The following is a 17869-nucleotide window of genomic DNA, read 5'->3' on the forward strand; positions in this document are numbered from 1 at the left end:
CGCTATTAATCTCTTGTTTCGTTCTCTTGTTTTGTTAGCACCTAGAAACAGTCCTGTAGAACTGATTAAACCAGACTGCCACATAAGTCTGACGACTACAACCCTCAGACGGAAAAAACCGCCACACCTCTGATGGAAAGAAATCCCATCATAATCACTAACCCAATCATAAGCAACTTTTTAGCATCAGCAACTGTTTGGAGCGGGTAGCGGGAATCGAACCCGCGTATTCAGCTTGGAAGGCTGCTGCTCTACCATTGAGCTATACCCGCATACCTACGTAGTAACTCTCCTTCGATGAATGGTGGAGGGGGTTGGATTCGAACCAACGTAGCATACGCAACGGATTTACAGTCCGCCCCCTTTAACCACTCGGGCACCCCTCCATTACACCGGCAAAGTCGCGCGATGAGGCATCACTACAACCAAAATTCGATCACTGATTCAATTCAAACTGGTTGCGAGGCGGTTATGACGATTACCATCGTATCTGTCAACAGAATAAATATGTTCTGTACAAATTTTCTGCTAATAATTTTAAATCATAGCTTTTTTCTATCTATTTTTGCTCTTAACACGTTATAAAGGAGCTATGAAAGAAAAAATATCAAAAAATTCTCATTATGCTCGTTTACGTCGCCGATATCGCGATACAAAAGGCTTCTCTTCTCGATCTGCTACATGCCTGAAAAAGGAAACCATTCCCTTACAACAAGGGAAAATTCGCCTTTATGGTATCCATTCAGTTCATGCTGCTTTAAAAAACCCAAAAAGAGCTTTTGGTTGTCTCTATGTTACACAAAATGCCTTAAAACGATTAAATATACCCGAATCAGATTTACCTTGTCCTCTTACAATATGCTCACCCAAACAACTTGACGCACTTGTTGGAAGCGATGCAGTTCATCAAGGTGTTGTTGTGGAAACTGCTCCACTTAAGCCATGCCAATTGTCTGAGCTAACGAATACTGATCTTGTCATCGTAATGGATCAAATTACTGATCCCCATAATGTTGGCGCTATTATGCGCTCGGCTGTTGCATTTAAAGCTGAAGCCCTTATTACAACATGTCGCCACTCCCCCCAAGAAAGTGGAGTCCTTGCTAAAGCCGCATCCGGAGCTTTAGAGCTGATTAATTACATCACTGTAGGAAACCTCGCCGAAGCACTACAAGAACTCCATAAAGCAGGTTTTATCAGTTTTGGACTCGATTCAGAAGGTGAATATCCTCTAGAAACAACACTAAAAGGAAATAAAATTGCTCTTGTTTTAGGAGCAGAAGGGAAAGGTTTACGTAAAAAAACACGTGAAACTGTTTATACGTTAGCACGTCTTGATATGCCTGGACATATTAAATCATTAAATGTTTCAAATGCAGCAACAATAGCACTTTATGCGGCTCATAAATATCTTAGAGCATAGTGTTTAATTTTTTCCGTGAAATATCAAAAAAACCAATCAACAAAAAGCCTGAAGCAAAGCCACCAATATGAGCCTCCCAAGCTATTGAAATGCCCTCTTCTTCAAACAGAAAAGAAGAAATACCTATAATAAAGTCAACACTCAGCAATAGACTCACGTAAACAAGTACTTCTCTTGAACATAGCGCTTGTTTGAGAGACAATAAAGAATCTAAAAATCTTTTATTCTGTGGATTGCCCCCCAAATAGCCTCGAGGAAAACCGTAACGCGCAAATGCACCCATCATCCCAGAAACTGCACCTGACGCACCAACAAGCGATATCGCACTGTCTTGATGAAAGACAAAATAAGTTAACACAGAGAGAATTGCTGTTAATCCCCAAAAAATCAAAAAACGTAAATTACCAAAATGTTTCACTAAAGGAGATCCAAAAACCAAAAGCCATGCCATGTTAAGAGTAACATGTTTCAAACTACTATGCATGAATGAATAACTAATAAGAGTATAACAAAATTTTAAAGGGTCAGCCTTGAAGAGTACTGGTGTAAAAGAAAAAAGTCCAAGACTTTTGATATAAAACTGCTCAGAAAAAAAATACTCTTGAATAAAATAAAAACCAAAACAAACTGCTATTAAAACAGCTATTGTCAATGGAACATTCAACAATGGCTCTCTAGGTTGTTTTGGTACAAACAAAGCATTCTTATACTGGTGATCAATATCTTTCATGATAAAAATCCATTGTATAAACCATCCTCTCTAGAGAATGAAGCTCTTTGCATAAAAGATTTGTTTTTATAGGAAAGAATCTCCAGATTTAATGTCCTTTTCATGGCCCTCTCTTAAAGCTCGAATGTCTTAATGTGAAAACATGTGTATCTTATACAAGGTATTAAAAAACAGATATGAAGACCATCACCCACAAAAGATCATCCTAAAAATTCGAATTAGCTGAAATCTCTACTATTACTCACCATATCGTAATGGCTAATTTGTTTAATGCACGTTTATCCCCCGCCCAAGATTCTATGTTATGAAATAAAACCCTCCCTATGTTGGCATTCTCTTTGTATATGAACGGTATTTTATACTTTACCAATTTGATAAGCGAGCGTTTTTAAGAAAATGAACGTAGAGTAAGTAGCTTATTTATGGACATCATTTCATACAAAAAATTATTTGAAGAACAGCTTTTAAGAATCCTGTTTGCAATCTTTTAACCAAATGTCATAAATAGGATGCTCTACAGCATTCAATCCAGGACTATCTGCAAACATCCATCCTGTAAAAATACGTCGCACTTTTTTATCGAGTGTCACTTCATTGACTTCAACAAAACCAGTCGTACGGGTTGGTTCATCTTTAGAGCTCGTATAGCATGCGCGTGGCATTACCTGCAAAGCACCATATTGATAAACTTTCCCGAGAGTCACTTCAAAACGCGTAGTTTGACCAGTAATTTTATCAAGACCCGCAAAAACAGCAATTGCATTGCTAACACGCTCGGCCTGCACCCCACCAACAGAGGGAAAAAATATTACAGTTTGTATGAAAAAAAAACAAAAAAAACGCTTCAACCCTAACACTAAAAAACCTTCTTCATATCAAAATAAACCGCACATAAAAATAATTTTTACTAATGAGATATAGCAAAATAAGGAAAATACACACCCCTCAAAATATTTTATTTCTTAGGTGACCATGCATCATAATCTTCAGACACACATGGACGTTCACCACCGTAAGGAATAGCCCCTTTTGGACGATAAGAATCACTTGTTCCTGTCATATTAGCAACGTGGGGTTTTTCCCATTCATAGGGCTGATAATTCTCCTGTGTTGGAGGGCTATCATAGCGATGATGAATCCAACCATGCCAACCTGGTGGAATAGTCGAAGCCTCAGAATAACTTTTATAAATTACCCAACGGCGCGCATAACCATCTTTATGCGTGCCTCCCTCATAATAAACATTCCCAAACTGATCTTCCCCGATGCGTTTACCTTTACGCCACGTAAAAAAGCGCGTATTTACCGTATTACCACTCCACCATGTAAAGATTTGTTTAAAAAAACTAGCCATCTTCTCTTCCATTTCTGCTAATACACTTACGAAAGTAATCGTTGGAATAAACATGTTGTAACATTTTAAATGGCTGAAAAATTTGCCTACAGAAAACCTACCACAACTTCATTTGAGAAGCGAATTCATATCCTCAACTATAAAATAACTGTATTTATAGACCTTCCTCTATCTCATAAAACTTAATCTTCTAACCCAAGTTTTTCCTTAACCTGTTTATTAACAGTTTGAGGATTTGCCTTCCCCCCTGTTGCTTTCATGACTTGTCCAACAAACCAACCAACTAAAGCAGGCTTTTGTTTTGCTTGTGTAACTTTATCTGAATTGTTGGCAATAATCTCATCAACAGCTTTCTCAATAGCCTTTGTATCTGTTACCTGCTTCATATTGCGCTCTTCGACAATCTGACGCGGATCTCCCCCCTCATTCCAAATAATCTCAAAAAGGTCTTTGGCGATTTTTCCAGAGATTGTTCCTTCTTTTATAAGGTCAATAATGCCTCCTAATTGCTTTGGTGTTACTGGCGTCTCTTCAATTCCACGATTATCTTTGTTTAAAGCACCCAAAAGATCATTAATCACCCAATTGGCAACGATTTTTCCATCACGTCCACGTGCTACTTCTTCAAAATAATCAGCAACGGCTTTTTCTGAAACAAGAATGGAAGCATCGTATGCAGTTAACCCCATCTCCTTGATAAAACGAGCTTTAATGTCATCTGGTAACTCCGGTAATTCGGCTGCCAAAGCATCAACAAAAGCCTGATCAAATTCCAATGGTAAAAGATCTGGATCAGGAAAATAACGATAATCATGTGCTTCTTCCTTTGAGCGCATAGACCGTGTTTCACCTTTAGCAGCATCAAAAAGCCGCGTTTCCTGATCTATAACACCGCCATCTTCTAAAATTGCGATCTGACGACGTGCTTCATACTCAATCGCTTGCCCAATGAAGCGAATAGAATTAACATTTTTGATTTCACAGCGAGTTCCAAAGCTCTCTCCAGGGCGACGAACTGAGACGTTCACATCGGCACGCATGGAACCTTCATCCATATTGCCATCGCAGGTATCCAAGTAACGGACAATCGACCGTAATTTAGTCATATAAGCTTTGGCTTCATCTGATGAACGCATATCCGGTTTGGAAACAATTTCCATAAGAGCGATACCAGAACGATTAAGATCTACAAAAGACATCGTTGGATGTTGATCATGCATCGATTTTCCTGCATCTTGTTCAAGATGTAATCTTTCAATCCCAATTTCAATGTCTTCAAACTGGCCGTTCGAATCTGGGCCGACCGATATAATAATTTTTCCCTCTCCTACAATCGGAGATCGAAATTGAGAAATTTGATATCCCTGTGGTAAATCTGGATAGAAATAATTCTTACGATCAAAAACAGATTTCAGATTAATCTTCGCCTTTAATCCCAAACCCGTTCGAACCGCTTGACGCACACATTCCTGATTAAGCACAGGCAACATACCAGGCATCGCTGCATCAATAAACGATACGTGATTATTTGGCTCAGCACCAAACTTTGTCGAAGCCCCTGAAAAAAGTTTCGAATTTGATATGATTTGCGCATGAACCTCCATACCTATGATGACTTCCCAATCACCGGTAGCTCCAGAAATAAAACGTTTAGAATCAGAAGTGCGCGTATCAACGATATTCATTGTTAATCCACTATCAATTTTTCTTAATATACTTGATGGCTAATCTAAAACGACTCTAAGTGCAAGCCTAGAATATAAATCTTATAAAAAAAGCCCGACTTCATCGGGCTTGCTTTGTTTATCTCAATACTAACTTTTTTTAGGTGCCTTTTTCTTAGTTGAAACTTTTTCTGTGGCTTTTTCCTTCACCGTAGATTTTTTCTTCTCAGGCTTTTTTTCTGTTAAATCTGTTTCGTCATACTCTTTCATCAGCTCTTCAACTGATACTTCTTTATCTGTGACCTTTATCCTTGCCAACAGATGATCAATGACTTTTTCTTCAAAAATTGGAGCCCGTAGATTTGCAACAGCTTCCGGAGTCTTACGGAAAAAATCCATAATTTCTTTCTCTTGTCCAGGATACTGACGAACCTGATCGAAAACCGCTGCTTTTAGCTCATCCTCACTAACAGTAACACCAACTTTCATTCCAATTTCAGAAAGCACCAAACCAAGACGAACACGGCGCTGTGCAAGTGCACGATACTCCTCCCGTGCCTGTTCTTCTGTAACACCTTCATCTTCAAAACTGCGCCCAGCTTTTTTTAAATCATCATTAACTTGAGTCCATATATTGTTAAACTCAATTTCCAAAAGTCCTTCAGGTATTTCAAAATTATAATCAGCATCTAAAGCATCAAGAATTTGACGCTTAATTTTTTGACGTGTCATTGAACCATACTGACTTTCAATCTGTCCACGAACAACTTCCCGCAAGCGACTTAAAGATTCTAACCCAACTTTTTGTGCTGCCTCATCATCAATTTTTAGCTCATCTGGCTTAGAGACAGCCTTAACAGTGATATCAAATTCTGCATCCTTACCAGCCAAATGTGCTGCATTGTAGTTATCAGGAAATTTAACAGAAATTGTTTTCGTATCACCTGCTTTCACGCCAACCAATTTTTCCTCAAAACCAGGAATAAATTGTTTTGATCCTAGAACCAATTGTGCACCACTATCCGATCCACCATCAAATGGAATGCCCTCAAGCTTACCAAGATAATCTATCGTAATACGATCGCCTTCTTCAGAAAGACCCTCTTTTAGTGAATAATTACGCGTAGAAGAGAGAACCTGCTTTACTTGATCATCAATCTCTTGTTCAGAAATGGTAGCAATTTCACGGATAATTTCAATATTTTCAAAATCTTTAATTTCAAATTTTGGTAAGACTTCATATTTTAAACTAAAAACAAAATCGGCTTTGCCATCCAGAATTTTTTCATCTTCATCTATATCAATTTGTGGCTGTAACGCCGAACGTTCGTTGCGTTCAGCTAAAATAGAATGCGGCGCATCACTGATAATCTCATTGATAATTTCCGCCATAAAAGACTTACCATACATTTTTCTTAAGTATCCAGCTGGCACCTTACCAGGACGAAAACCATTAAGCTTGATCTTACCCTTGGTATCATCCAACCGTTCATTTAATTTTTCTTCTAAATCTTGCGCCGGAACCACGATCTTAATCTCGCGCTTCAGTCCTTCGTTTAGCGTCTCGGTAACCTGCATTAAACAACCTCTATCTTTCTCGAGGAGAGGGGATCAACCCACTCTGATAATAATACCACATTCTAACACTTGAGTGTTAATACCATGAAATGGAATTCTTGATACATAGAAACCTTTAGTGCTCAAAAAATTCCTTTGGTGCGGATGGAGGGACTCGAACCCCCACGGTCTCCCGCCAGAACCTAAATCTGGTGCGTCTACCAATTTCGCCACATCCGCTCAAACTTACAAGCTAATAACCTTATACAGGAGGCGTTTCTATAGCATTGATTCAAGAAAAAAAGCAAATAAATATATAAAAAAAACCAAATGTCTCTTATTCTTACAAACTATAAAAAAAATCTATGCTTTTCATATAGAACTGCTTCCGCTAAAAGTACGTTATGTTAAAGATATTTAATACTCCAATCCATATCATCGGTGGCGGTCTAGCAGGAAGTGAAGCATGCTGGCAAATTGCTCAATCAGGAATCCCTGTTATTTTGCATGAAATGCGACCTAATAAGAAATCTGATGCCCATAAAACCGATAAACTTGCCGAACTGGTTTGTTCAAATTCCTTTCGTTCTGACGATTCATCTACAAATGCTGTAGGACTTTTACACGCTGAAATGCGATTGGCAAAATCCCTGATCATGAAGGCTGCAGATGCCAACAAAGTACCAGCTGGAAGTGCTCTTGCCGTTGACCGCGATGGATTTTCAAAAACTGTTACAGAATCACTTGAAAATCATCCTCTTATAAAAATAGAATACGAGGAAATCCAAGAGTTTCCTGAGGATTGGCATCATATTATCATTGCAACAGGACCCCTTACCTCACCAGCTCTTGCTCAAGCAATACAGACAATAACCGGAACAGAAGCTCTTTCTTTTTTTGATGCTATTGCACCTATTATTTATACCGATAGTATTAATATGAATACTTGTTGGCATCAGTCTCGTTATGATAAAATCGGTCCTGAGGGAACAGGAAAGGATTACCTTAATTGTCCCCTCGATAAAGAACAATATAACGCATTCGTTCAAGCATTAAAAATTGCAGAAAAAACAGAATTCCGCGACTTTGAAAAAACTCCCTATTTTGATGGGTGTCTACCAATTGAAGTTATGACTGAGCGCGGACTTGAAACCCTCAGACATGGCCCGATGAAACCTATAGGTTTAACCAATGCCCATAACCCTACAGTTAAACCCTACGCCGTTGTCCAATTACGCCAAGACAACAAGCTTGGAACCCTTTATAATATGGTTGGGTTTCAAACAAAACTGAAATATGGAGAACAAATTCGCATTTTTAGAATGATTCCTGGTCTTGAAAACGCTGAGTTTGCACGCCTTGGTGGACTCCATCGCAATACTTATCTCAATTCACCAATCATTCTTGATCAAACTCTTCGTTTAAAACAAAGACCCCAGCTGCGTTTTGCTGGACAAATTACAGGATGTGAAGGTTATGTCGAATCATCTGCAATAGGGCTTCTAGCCGGACGTTTTGCCGCTGCGGAATATCACCATAACTGCCCTTGCCTACCGCCATTAACCACAGCATTTGGGGCTCTTTTGAACCATATTACTGGGGGACATATCGTGAACAAAGAAGAAAAAAGACAATCCTTCCAACCAATGAACATTAATTTTGGACTTTTTCCTCCTCTTGATTCTCTTCAGTTCTCAGGAAAACGTTTATCAAGCAAAGAAAAAACATTAACAAAAAAACAAGCTATAACTACTAGAGCTCTCAACGATTGTATTCAATGGTTAGCTGACAGAGCACAAAAGAACCCCTTCTTATGATACTGACTGCCATAACTCATAAACGACACATTATATTTCATTATTTACTAAATGACATAAGAATTTTAAAAGACTTTTTCATTATAAATGATCCCATATGCTACCGTGAAAGTAACAAATATATTTCAATTATTAAGAATAAATAATACCATAAAGCATGTTACAGCACTGAGAGGATATCGAACAGATATCAGATCTCTAATGATTTTTAGATTACTGCCACAACTCTTTGCTCTACGAAAAGAACTTGTATGTTAGCATTAAACAATCAATCTTTATAAAATTTGCAAGAGTGTCTATAAGAAATTCTTTATTGGAAATATCTAAGTAAATACAAATCACACTCCCTCATACAAAAAGCATGATAAAATACTAAAAAAAACCCGTTTATATTTATAAATAAAATCGGGTTTTTTAGCGTTGCCTAAGTTATTTTTTATTAACAGCTTCTTTAAGACTTTTTCCTGCAGAAAATTTTGGCACAGAGCGTGCTGGAATATTAATTTCAGCACCAGTTGAAGGATTACGCCCCTTTGTAGCGGCACGATGAGAAACTTCAAAAGAACCAAAACCTGGAAGACGAACATCTCCCCCCGAAGCTAAAGCTTCCGTTACAGAAGCGATAAAAGCATCAACAACAGAGCCAGCTTGCGCTTTCGAAACACCTGCTTTTTCAGCAACAGAGCTAACCAATTCAGTTTTATTCATGGAACATTTCCTTTCCCTATATTACCGGATAACACAACATAACCGTGTTATCGACAGTTTATTGAAAAGTACAGCAAACAGAAGTCTTATTTTTATCCAAAACATTGTTTTTTTAGCAATAATCAAAGTTATTCACGGAATTTTTTACTTTTTTTTCAAAATAAATAAAAAACAACCCTGAAAATGGTTTCTTCTATGTTAAAAATACAATTGCAAATAAGACTAATGAATCAGTGAGCAATCTGTATTCCTTCACTATCGCTCTCTGTTCTCATAGGTACAGGGAGGGTGGACGGTTCTGTCCATTCAATAGGTTCAGGAGAATGAACCAAAGCATGCTTAAGAACTTCACTCACATGATTTACTGGGATAATCTCCATATTATTTTTGACATCATCGGGAATATCAATCAAATCTTTCGCATTTTCTTCAGGAATAAGCACTTTTTTTATCCCCCCTCGAAGAGCAGCCAAGAGTTTTTCTTTCAATCCACCAATTGGTAAAACACGACCACGCAAAGTTATTTCACCAGTCATTGCTATATCTTTATGGACTGCTATCCCTGTAAGAACTGAAACAATTGCTGTTACCATGGCAATCCCTGCTGATGGACCATCTTTAGGTGTAGCACCCTCTGGAACATGAACATGGATATCGCGTTTATCAAAAAGTGGAGGCTCAATACCAAAATCGACAGCACGAAAACGCACATAAGATGCTGCTGCTGAAATTGATTCTTTCATGATATCACGCAGATTTCCAGTTACGGTCATCTTGCCTTTTCCTGACATCATAACGCCTTCAATGGTCAACAGCTCTCCACCAACTTCTGTCCAAGCAAGACCAGTTACAACACCAACCTGATTTTCTCCCTCAATCTGGTTATAGTGGTAACGTTTAACACCTAGGTAATCATCAATATTATTTTCTGTAATCTTTACGGATTTTTGATGTGTTTTAAGAATTTTTGTAACTGATTTGCGTGCTACCTTCATTAATTCACGTTCAAGGTTACGAACTCCTGCCTCACGTGTATAAAATTGAATAATCGATCTTATAGCACCATCAGAAACGCTGAACTCTTTTTTAGATAAACAATGATCTTTCAAGGCTTTTGGTAAAAGATGCTGCTTAACAATCTCCATTTTCTCACATTCAGTGTAGCCAGCAATACGGATAACTTCCATTCGATCCATTAACGGACCTGGAATATTAAGTGTATTGGCTGTTGTAATAAACATGACATCAGAAAGATCGTATTCGACTTCCAAATAATGATCAATAAAAGTGCCATTTTGTTCAGGATCAAGGACTTCTAACAAAGCCGATGAAGGATCTCCACGAAAATCCTGCCCCATTTTATCAATTTCATCAAGTAAGAAAAGCGGATTAGATCTTTTAGCTTTTTTCATAGACTGAATAATTTTCCCAGGCATCGAACCAATATATGTTCGGCGATGTCCACGAATTTCTGCCTCATCCCGCACCCCACCCAATGAAATACGAACATACTCACGCCCCGTCGCTTTTGCAATAGAGCGGGCTAATGATGTTTTTCCTACACCAGGAGGACCTAATAAACAAATAATAGGACCCTTTATTTTCAAGGCTCGACTTTGCACTGCTAAATATTCGATAATTCGTTCCTTGACTTTTTCAAGACCAAAATGCTCATTATTCATCACCTTTTCAGCAAAGTCTAAATTGTTTTTAATCTTCGACTTTTTGCCCCAAGGCATTGCTAATAACCAATCAAGATAGTTACGGACAACTGTTGCTTCCGCAGACATAGGGGACATATTTCGTAATTTCCTTAATTCTGCCCCTGCTTTCTCGTTTGCTTCTTTGGAAAATTTTGTTTTCTTAATACGCTCCTCTAGTTCAGAGAGCTCATCGCGGCTATCATCCCCTGCTCCTAACTCTTTCTGAATAGCCTTCATCTGCTCATTAAGATAATATTCCCGTTGATTTTTTTCCATTTGCCGTTTAACATGCGAACGGATACGCTTTTCAACCTGCAAAACAGAAATTTCTCCTTCCATGAAAGAAAGAACACGTCCAAGGCGATCGCGTATAGGTAATAACTCTAATATTTCCTGTTTTTCTGAAAGTTTAATCATCAAATGAGAAGCAATAGTATCGGCAAGCTTAGAAGGATTATCAATCTGTCCAATAGCATTGACAACTTCAGGAGAAATCTTTTTATTCAGTTTTACATAATTTTCAAAATAAGCAATTACTGACCTTGAAAGAGCTTCAATCTCAACATCATTCTCTCTAATCTCTTCTATGACAGTCGCATAAGCCTGATGATAATCTTCATTCGCGGTAAAGTGGCTAATTTTTGCACGTGCAATGCCTTCAACCAAAACTTTTACTGTTCCATCAGGAAGCTTTAAAAGTTGTAGAATATTAGCAAATGTACCAATATCATAGATATCTTCTGATTTTGGATCATCATCAGAAGCATTTTTTTGTGTCACCAACAGTATCTGTTTATCAACCGCCATTGTTTCTTCAAGAGCACGAATCGACTTTTCTCGGCCCACAAAAAGCGGAACAATCATATGTGGGAAGACAACAATATCACGAAGAGGCAAAACAGCGTAAAACCCCTCTCTTCCTTCATCTGTCTTTTCATCAATATATTGCATAACTCTCCTTTCTGGAGCCTATAATCTATCCACTTACACAAGCCCACCCTTAGAAAAACTTTATTCTGAAATACATGAAGTAGTAACTGTAAATATATAAATCAAGCATTATGACTATAATATTCAAAAAGTCCCATCCTCAAATGATATTATTACTAATTCTCATATCATACAACATCATGCCGACACATTCTCTTTATCTTCTACACGTTCTGAATAAATGTAAAGAGGACGCGCTTTTCCATCAACGACATCGCTCGAAATGACGACTTTCTGAACACCCTCAAGAGATGGCAGCTCAAACATAGTCTCAAGAAGAATCTTCTCCATGATCGAACGTAAACCACGTGCACCGGTTTTACGCTCAATGGCTTTTTTAGCAATAACCCGTAAAGCATCTTCATGAAATGCTAGCTCGACATTTTCCATCTCAAAAAGACGCTGGTATTGCTTCACTAAAGCATTTTTTGGTTGTGATAAAATTTGCACAAGAGCGTTAACATCTAAATCTTCTAAAGTGGCTACAATAGGAAGGCGGCCAATAAATTCTGGTATCAAACCAAATTTTATAAGATCTTCAGGCTCTAAATCGCGAAAAATTTCACCAACACAACGTTCATCAGGCGCTTTAACAGTAGCAGAAAAACCAATAGAAGTTTTTTCACCGCGTCCTGAAATAATTTTTTCCAAACCAGCAAAAGCTCCCCCACAAATAAATAAAATATTTGTTGTATCAACTTGTAGAAACTCTTGTTGTGGATGTTTCCTCCCACCTTGAGGAGGAACAGAAGCTATCGTTCCTTCCATAATTTTTAACAACGCTTGCTGAACACCTTCCCCCGAAACATCTCTTGTAATAGAAGGATTCTCAGCTTTACGAGAAATCTTATCAACCTCATCAATATAAACAATGCCACGCTGTGCACGTTCAACATTATAGTCAGCGGCTTGAAGAAGCTTTAAAATAATATTTTCAACATCTTCACCTACATAGCCTGCTTCAGTCAAAGTGGTTGCATCCGCCATCGTAAAAGGGACATCAATAATACGCGCCAATGTTTGTGCTAGATAAGTCTTACCACATCCCGTTGGACCAACGAGGAGAATATTCGACTTTGCTAACTCGATATCATTGCTCTTAGACTGATGTGCAAGCCGCTTATAATGATTATGGACAGCTACAGAAAGAACACGCTTTGCATGTTGCTGACCAATGACATAATCATCAAGAACTTTTATAATTTCCTGTGGAGTAGGAACACCATCACGCGCCTTAATCCCAGAAGATTTATTTTCTTCACGAATAATATCCATGCAAAGCTCTACACATTCATCACAAATGAACACCGTAGGCCCTGCGATGAGCTTACGCACCTCATGCTGACTTTTGCCGCAGAACGAGCAATAGAGAGTATTTTTCGATTCGCTCCCGCTATTGCCAATTTTGCTCATTTTTCTTTCCTTTCACCACGGTATATGAATACTTCGTCTTTTCAAAGGAAGCTTTTCATAACGAAAACTATAAAGACATATATAAAAAACTGCGTGTCATAATATTTTTAGGTATTTTTCTCTTATTTTCGCGATATTTTTACAAAAATCTCTCTTTAAAGTAGTCCTTTTTTCTATAAAAACTCTTAATCTTTTTCAGTTTCTTCTCGATATTGTATAACATCATCAACTAAGCCAAATTGCTTGGCTTCTTCCGCTGTCATAAAATGATCACGATCAAGCGTTCTTTCAATAATCTCATAGTCTTGACCTGTATGTTGAACGTAAATTTCATTGAGACGCCGTTTCATCTTTATAATATCTTGTGCATGGCGTTCAATATCTGAAGCCTGACCTTGAAAACCTCCAGATGGCTGATGCACCATAATACGTGCATTGGGCAATGTAAAACGATGCCCCTTCGCTCCAGCCGTTAGAAGTAATGACCCCATAGATGCAGCCTGCCCCATGCAAAGCGTAGAAACAGGGGGGCGAATAAACTGCATCGTATCATAAATCGCCATACCAGATGTCACAACACCGCCAGGCGAATTAATATAAAGGCTAATTTCTTTCTTAGGATTTTCCGCTTCCAAAAAAAGCAATTGTGCACAAACAAGCATCGCCATACCATCTTCAACGGGACCATTAATAAAAATAATCCGCTCTTTTAAAAGACGGGAAAAAATATCATAGGCCCGCTCACCACGATTAGTCTGTTCAATAACCATAGGAACAAGGCTTAATGCTGTTTTCATTGGATCACTCATCTTTTTACTTTCTGTTCATATAACAATCGCTCTTTACGCATTCAATGCTTCCTTCCATAAGCCAACACTCCTCCCTGACGCAAGCTACAATAACGCTCTTTAAGTAAAATTAAAATCCAATTAGTTAAAATAGAAATAATAACCCTACCTAAATAAATTATGTGCATCAGAAATGCGAGACACTGCCCAATGGTAGAAGCTTCCTTCCTGAGGTCTCTGAGTGGTCTTTGCCTTTCTATGAATATGAAATCCTATTAAACGCGGATCCGCAAGCAGCTTAACGCCAAAAGCTGGATCAAAGATGCGTTCAGTTTTTCTCCCCGTCCAATAATAAAAAGTTTCCTTTTCTTTTGCTTCATGAAAAAAACCATATCGTTTGGCTAATCGCGAAATACCATCATTACCAAATATCGTAACTCCAAGATTTCCCGGTAAAATCGGCATTTTTTTCCTTTTTAACCAGAATGATTTCCAAACACGACGTTTAAATCCAAGCCAATCAGGAATCATTTCTGTGCCTGCCCAATAATCTTCAAACACCTTTATAATAGGGTTGTTGGGTGGAAAATAAAGTGCAGAAACTCCCACTCTTAACGTATTTTCTCTTGCAAGCCAAACCTTATTTGTATCTGGGTGAAACTGTTTAACCAGATAAACGTCTGTATCTAACCAAACACCTTGCTAATATTTCAACAGCATAATACGAAAAAAATCTGAAAACTGAACAATTGTACATCCTAGTTTTTCTTGAGAAAAGTTGGGGTCGAGGCGATAAATAGCTGAATGTGGTAAAATTGATTCGGCTTCATGCAATTCAACACCAACGGGTAAATTTTCTACTTTATCATAGCTAAAAAGTTTAACCCGTTGACCAGTTTTAACCATTGAGGACAAACAAAGCCTATCAACTAATCTTAATGGCCCCTTATACCAAAAAGTGCAAATATCCATAAGCAATATCTCAAAAATATTCTAAACTGACACGAAAGAGCTGCTCAACATCACGCACATAATCAGAAAGGGCAAAAATTACTATCCGATCACCAGATAAAATACGCGTATCTGCTGAAAGCTGTATGATTGTTTTATTGCGATAAATTGCACCAATTCTCAAACCATCTGATAAACCTAGCTCTGACAATGATTTCCCAACCAATGAAGATGTTTGCATCACTTCAGCCTCAATAATTTCTGCCTGCCCATTAAAAACAGAATGAACAGCACGAATACGTCCACGACGCATTTGTTGCAAAATTCTCGATATCGTAACACTATGTGGATTAAGATATGCATCTACTCCAACGGCACGGCTAAACTCTTGATAAGCAACATTGTTGATCAATACCATATTGGCTTTGCATCCCAATCTTTTAGCAATAATAGCACTTAAGAGATTGACTTGATCCTGATTGGTCAATGTAATCATTAAATCAGCTTGATTAATTCCAGCATCTTGGAGGATCACTGGATCTAACACGTTACCATATAAAACAGTCGTTTTTTCGAGTTGATCAGCAATTGTTAACGCTCTTTCTCTCTGCGATTCTATAATCTTCAATTTTAATTTATGAAAGCGCTTTTCAATAGCCTGAGCGACATAAAGACCAATGTGACCACCTCCTGCAATAATCATGCGATGCGCATCTTGTTCTTTATGACCGAAAAGCCCAACTGCCCGACGCATCTGATCACGAGCAACAACAAGATAGGTCACATCACCAACGCGTAACTGCGTCTCTGAATGTGCCACTAATAATTCTGAGCCACGTTTAATAGCGGTAACTGTCGTACAAAGATCGGGAAAAAGCTCTGTTAATTGACGCAAAGGTGTATTAATAACCGGACAATCTTCCATACATTCCAAAGCTAACGCCACAACATCATCATTACAAAAATAAAGAACATCTATTGCACCAGGTAAAGCAATACGACGCAGAACCATTTCCCCAACTTCAACTTCTGGCGAAATAACCACATCAATGGGAATATTCTCTCTAGAAAAAAGTGTTTTATAGCGTGGTTCTAAATAAGATTGTGAACGAATACGTGCTATTTTTGTTGGAACATTAAATAATGAATGTGCTACTTGGCAAGCAACCATATTGACTTCATCAAATAAAGTGACCGCAATCAACATATCAGCTTTATCTGCATCGGCAGCTAAGAGAACTTCAGGACGTGAACCATGACCAACAAAACCTCTCACATCCAATGTATCACGAATTTTTTCAATCAATCTTGTTTCAATATCAATGACAGTGACATCATGATTTTCAGCAGCAAGACGCTCTGCTATCCCATAACCAACCTGTCCTGCTCCACAAATAATAACACGCATGATCTTAAGAAACTCCAAGTGCTTTAAGCTTACGGTGCAAAGCTGAACGCTCCATACCTATAAATTCGGCTGTCCGTGATATATTTCCGCCCAAGCGCCCAATTTGTGCCTCTAAATACCTCTTTTCAAATAATTCCCGTGCTTCACGCAATGGTAAATCCATTATACTCTCCTCTGTATCCATTTGAATGCGCGGCAAAGAATCACTCACTTCGCTAGGAAGAAACTCTGCTGTTATTGGACCATCGCCATCACGCACAAGAATGAGAAGGCGCTCAATATTATTGCGTAATTGCCGGACATTACCCGGCCAAGCATGTGTCTGTAAAATAGCGATAACATCATCACTGATTTCACGAGGTTTAATACCAACCTGCTGCGATATTGTTTTAACAAAATGCCGCACGAGTTCTGGAATATCTTCACGACGTGCAGATAAGGGTGGAACAGTAATCGGAACAACCGAAAGGCGATGAAAAAGATCTTCTCTAAAGCGCCCATCAGAAATGAGATTTTCAAGATTTTGTGCGGTTGAGGAAATGATACGCACATCAACCTTAACACGTTTTGTCCCACCTACCCTTTCAAAGGTCTGCCCCGTCAATACTCGAAGAATTTTACCTTGAGTCTCCCGTGGCATATCAGCAATTTCATCAAGATATAATATTCCACCATGGGCTTCTTCTAAGGCACCGATCTTACGCTCTCCCCCCTCCATTTCGCTGCCAAACAATTCTATTTCCATTCTTTCCGGAGTAATCGTTGCGGCATTTATTGTAACAAATGGTCCATTTGAGCGCGTGGAAAGAGCATGAATAGCACGTGCAACCATCTCTTTTCCCGCTCCTGACGGACCCGTAATCATGACGCGACTATTGGTTGGTGCCACTTTTTCTATGATTTGCTGTAAATGTTTTATCGCCGTCGATTTTCCTAGCAACTCCAATGTTTCACTCGAGCGTTTTCGCAATTCTAAAAGCTCACGTTTTAAATTTGAGTTTTCAAGTGTCCGTTCAGCAACCAAGACAAGCCGATCAGCTTTAAAAGGTTTTTCAATAAAATCATAAGCCCCTCGTTTTATAGCAGAAACAGCCGTCTCAATATTACCATGACCAGAAATCATAACGACTGGAAGAGCGGGATAACGCGTTTTAATTTCATCAAGGAGAGCCAAACCATCAAGACGGCTTCCTTGTAACCAAATATCTAAAAAAATAAGCTTTGGAATACGCTCACTAATTTGTGCTAAAGCTTCGTCAGAGTTACAAGCAACACGTGTTTCATAACCTTCATCATCTAAAATACCAGCAACAATCTCACGAATATCTGCTTCATCATCAACAATTAAGATATCTGATACCAT

The 17869-nt window shown here is 38.4% G+C and carries 13 protein-coding genes, 3 tRNA genes and 1 pseudogene; 2 read left to right on the top strand and 15 right to left on the bottom strand.

The features are described 5' to 3' along the window. Positions 1-198: 198 nt before the first annotated feature. A tRNA-Gly gene (locus AC0QT1_RS01600) sits at positions 199-272 on the bottom strand. Positions 273-302: 30 nt separating this feature from the next. Next, positions 303-386, bottom strand: a tRNA-Tyr gene (locus AC0QT1_RS01605). A gap of 206 nt (positions 387-592) precedes the next feature. On the opposite strand from AC0QT1_RS01605, the gene AC0QT1_RS01610 reads away from it, so the two are divergent. Beyond that, positions 593-1423, top strand: coding sequence for a TrmH family RNA methyltransferase (locus AC0QT1_RS01610; protein ID WP_473201516.1), 831 nt, complete (start codon positions 593-595; stop codon positions 1421-1423). Here AC0QT1_RS01610 and AC0QT1_RS01615 read toward each other — a convergent pair. The 6 genes from AC0QT1_RS01615 to AC0QT1_RS01640 all read right to left on the bottom strand — a co-directional run bounded on the left by AC0QT1_RS01615 (position 1413) and on the right by AC0QT1_RS01640 (position 6968). Beyond that, positions 1413-2153 carry a rhomboid family intramembrane serine protease gene (locus AC0QT1_RS01615; protein WP_473200224.1) on the bottom strand — a complete coding sequence of 247 codons (741 nt, stop codon included), beginning with the start codon at positions 2151-2153 and terminating at the stop codon, positions 1413-1415. The genes AC0QT1_RS01610 and AC0QT1_RS01615 overlap by 11 nt on opposite strands. A gap of 464 nt (positions 2154-2617) precedes the next feature. Further along, the gene (locus tag AC0QT1_RS01620; RefSeq protein ID WP_473200223.1) at positions 2618-3010 is read right to left on the bottom strand and encodes a DUF2155 domain-containing protein; all 393 of its coding nucleotides are present in this window, start codon (positions 3008-3010) and stop codon (positions 2618-2620) included. A 98-nt stretch (positions 3011-3108) separates the two neighbouring features. Beyond that, positions 3109-3507 carry an NADH:ubiquinone oxidoreductase subunit NDUFA12 gene (locus AC0QT1_RS01625; RefSeq protein ID WP_473200222.1) on the bottom strand — a complete coding sequence of 133 codons (399 nt, stop codon included), beginning with the start codon at positions 3505-3507 and terminating at the stop codon, positions 3109-3111. Between the two features lie 182 nt (positions 3508-3689). Next, positions 3690-5192 carry an Asp-tRNA(Asn)/Glu-tRNA(Gln) amidotransferase subunit GatB gene (gatB, locus tag AC0QT1_RS01630; RefSeq protein WP_473201517.1) on the bottom strand — a complete coding sequence of 501 codons (1503 nt, stop codon included), beginning with the start codon at positions 5190-5192 and terminating at the stop codon, positions 3690-3692. A gap of 129 nt (positions 5193-5321) precedes the next feature. Beyond that, on the bottom strand, positions 5322-6749 hold the full coding sequence (gene tig, locus AC0QT1_RS01635; protein ID WP_473201518.1) for a trigger factor: 1428 nt from the start codon (positions 6747-6749) through the stop codon (positions 5322-5324). Positions 6750-6885: 136 nt separating this feature from the next. Further along, a tRNA-Leu gene (locus AC0QT1_RS01640) sits at positions 6886-6968 on the bottom strand. A 164-nt stretch (positions 6969-7132) separates the two neighbouring features. On the opposite strand from AC0QT1_RS01640, the gene trmFO reads away from it, so the two are divergent. Beyond that, positions 7133-8545, top strand: a complete 1413-nt coding sequence (gene trmFO, locus AC0QT1_RS01645) for a methylenetetrahydrofolate--tRNA-(uracil(54)-C(5))-methyltransferase (FADH(2)-oxidizing) TrmFO (RefSeq protein ID WP_473200219.1) — start codon at positions 7133-7135, stop codon at positions 8543-8545. Between the two features lie 429 nt (positions 8546-8974). Here trmFO and AC0QT1_RS01650 read toward each other — a convergent pair whose 3' ends face one another. The 7 genes and pseudogenes from AC0QT1_RS01650 to ntrX all read right to left on the bottom strand — a co-directional run bounded on the left by AC0QT1_RS01650 (position 8975) and on the right by ntrX (position 17869). Further along, positions 8975-9253 (bottom strand): HU family DNA-binding protein, encoded by a 279-nt coding sequence (locus AC0QT1_RS01650; RefSeq protein ID WP_473200218.1) that lies wholly within the window; start codon positions 9251-9253, stop codon positions 8975-8977. Between the two features lie 230 nt (positions 9254-9483). Further along, positions 9484-11907 (bottom strand): endopeptidase La, encoded by a 2424-nt coding sequence (gene lon, locus AC0QT1_RS01655; protein ID WP_473200217.1) that lies wholly within the window; start codon positions 11905-11907, stop codon positions 9484-9486. A 177-nt stretch (positions 11908-12084) separates the two neighbouring features. Beyond that, entirely contained in the window at positions 12085-13359 is a 1275-nt protein-coding gene (clpX, locus tag AC0QT1_RS01660; protein ID WP_473200216.1) for an ATP-dependent Clp protease ATP-binding subunit ClpX, read from the bottom strand. Positions 13360-13544: 185 nt separating this feature from the next. Continuing rightward, positions 13545-14168, bottom strand: a complete 624-nt coding sequence (clpP, locus tag AC0QT1_RS01665) for an ATP-dependent Clp endopeptidase proteolytic subunit ClpP (RefSeq protein ID WP_473200215.1) — start codon at positions 14166-14168, stop codon at positions 13545-13547. Positions 14169-14312: 144 nt separating this feature from the next. Further along, positions 14313-15119: pseudogene (locus tag AC0QT1_RS01670) on the bottom strand (glycosyltransferase family 32 protein). A 10-nt stretch (positions 15120-15129) separates the two neighbouring features. After that, the gene (gene trkA, locus AC0QT1_RS01675) at positions 15130-16506 is read right to left on the bottom strand and encodes a Trk system potassium transporter TrkA (protein WP_473201519.1); all 1377 of its coding nucleotides are present in this window, start codon (positions 16504-16506) and stop codon (positions 15130-15132) included. A gap of 4 nt (positions 16507-16510) precedes the next feature. Beyond that, entirely contained in the window at positions 16511-17869 is a 1359-nt protein-coding gene (ntrX, locus tag AC0QT1_RS01680) for a nitrogen assimilation response regulator NtrX (RefSeq protein ID WP_473200212.1), read from the bottom strand.

The sequence above is a fragment of the Bartonella sp. P12B genome (genome assembly GCF_055796185.1).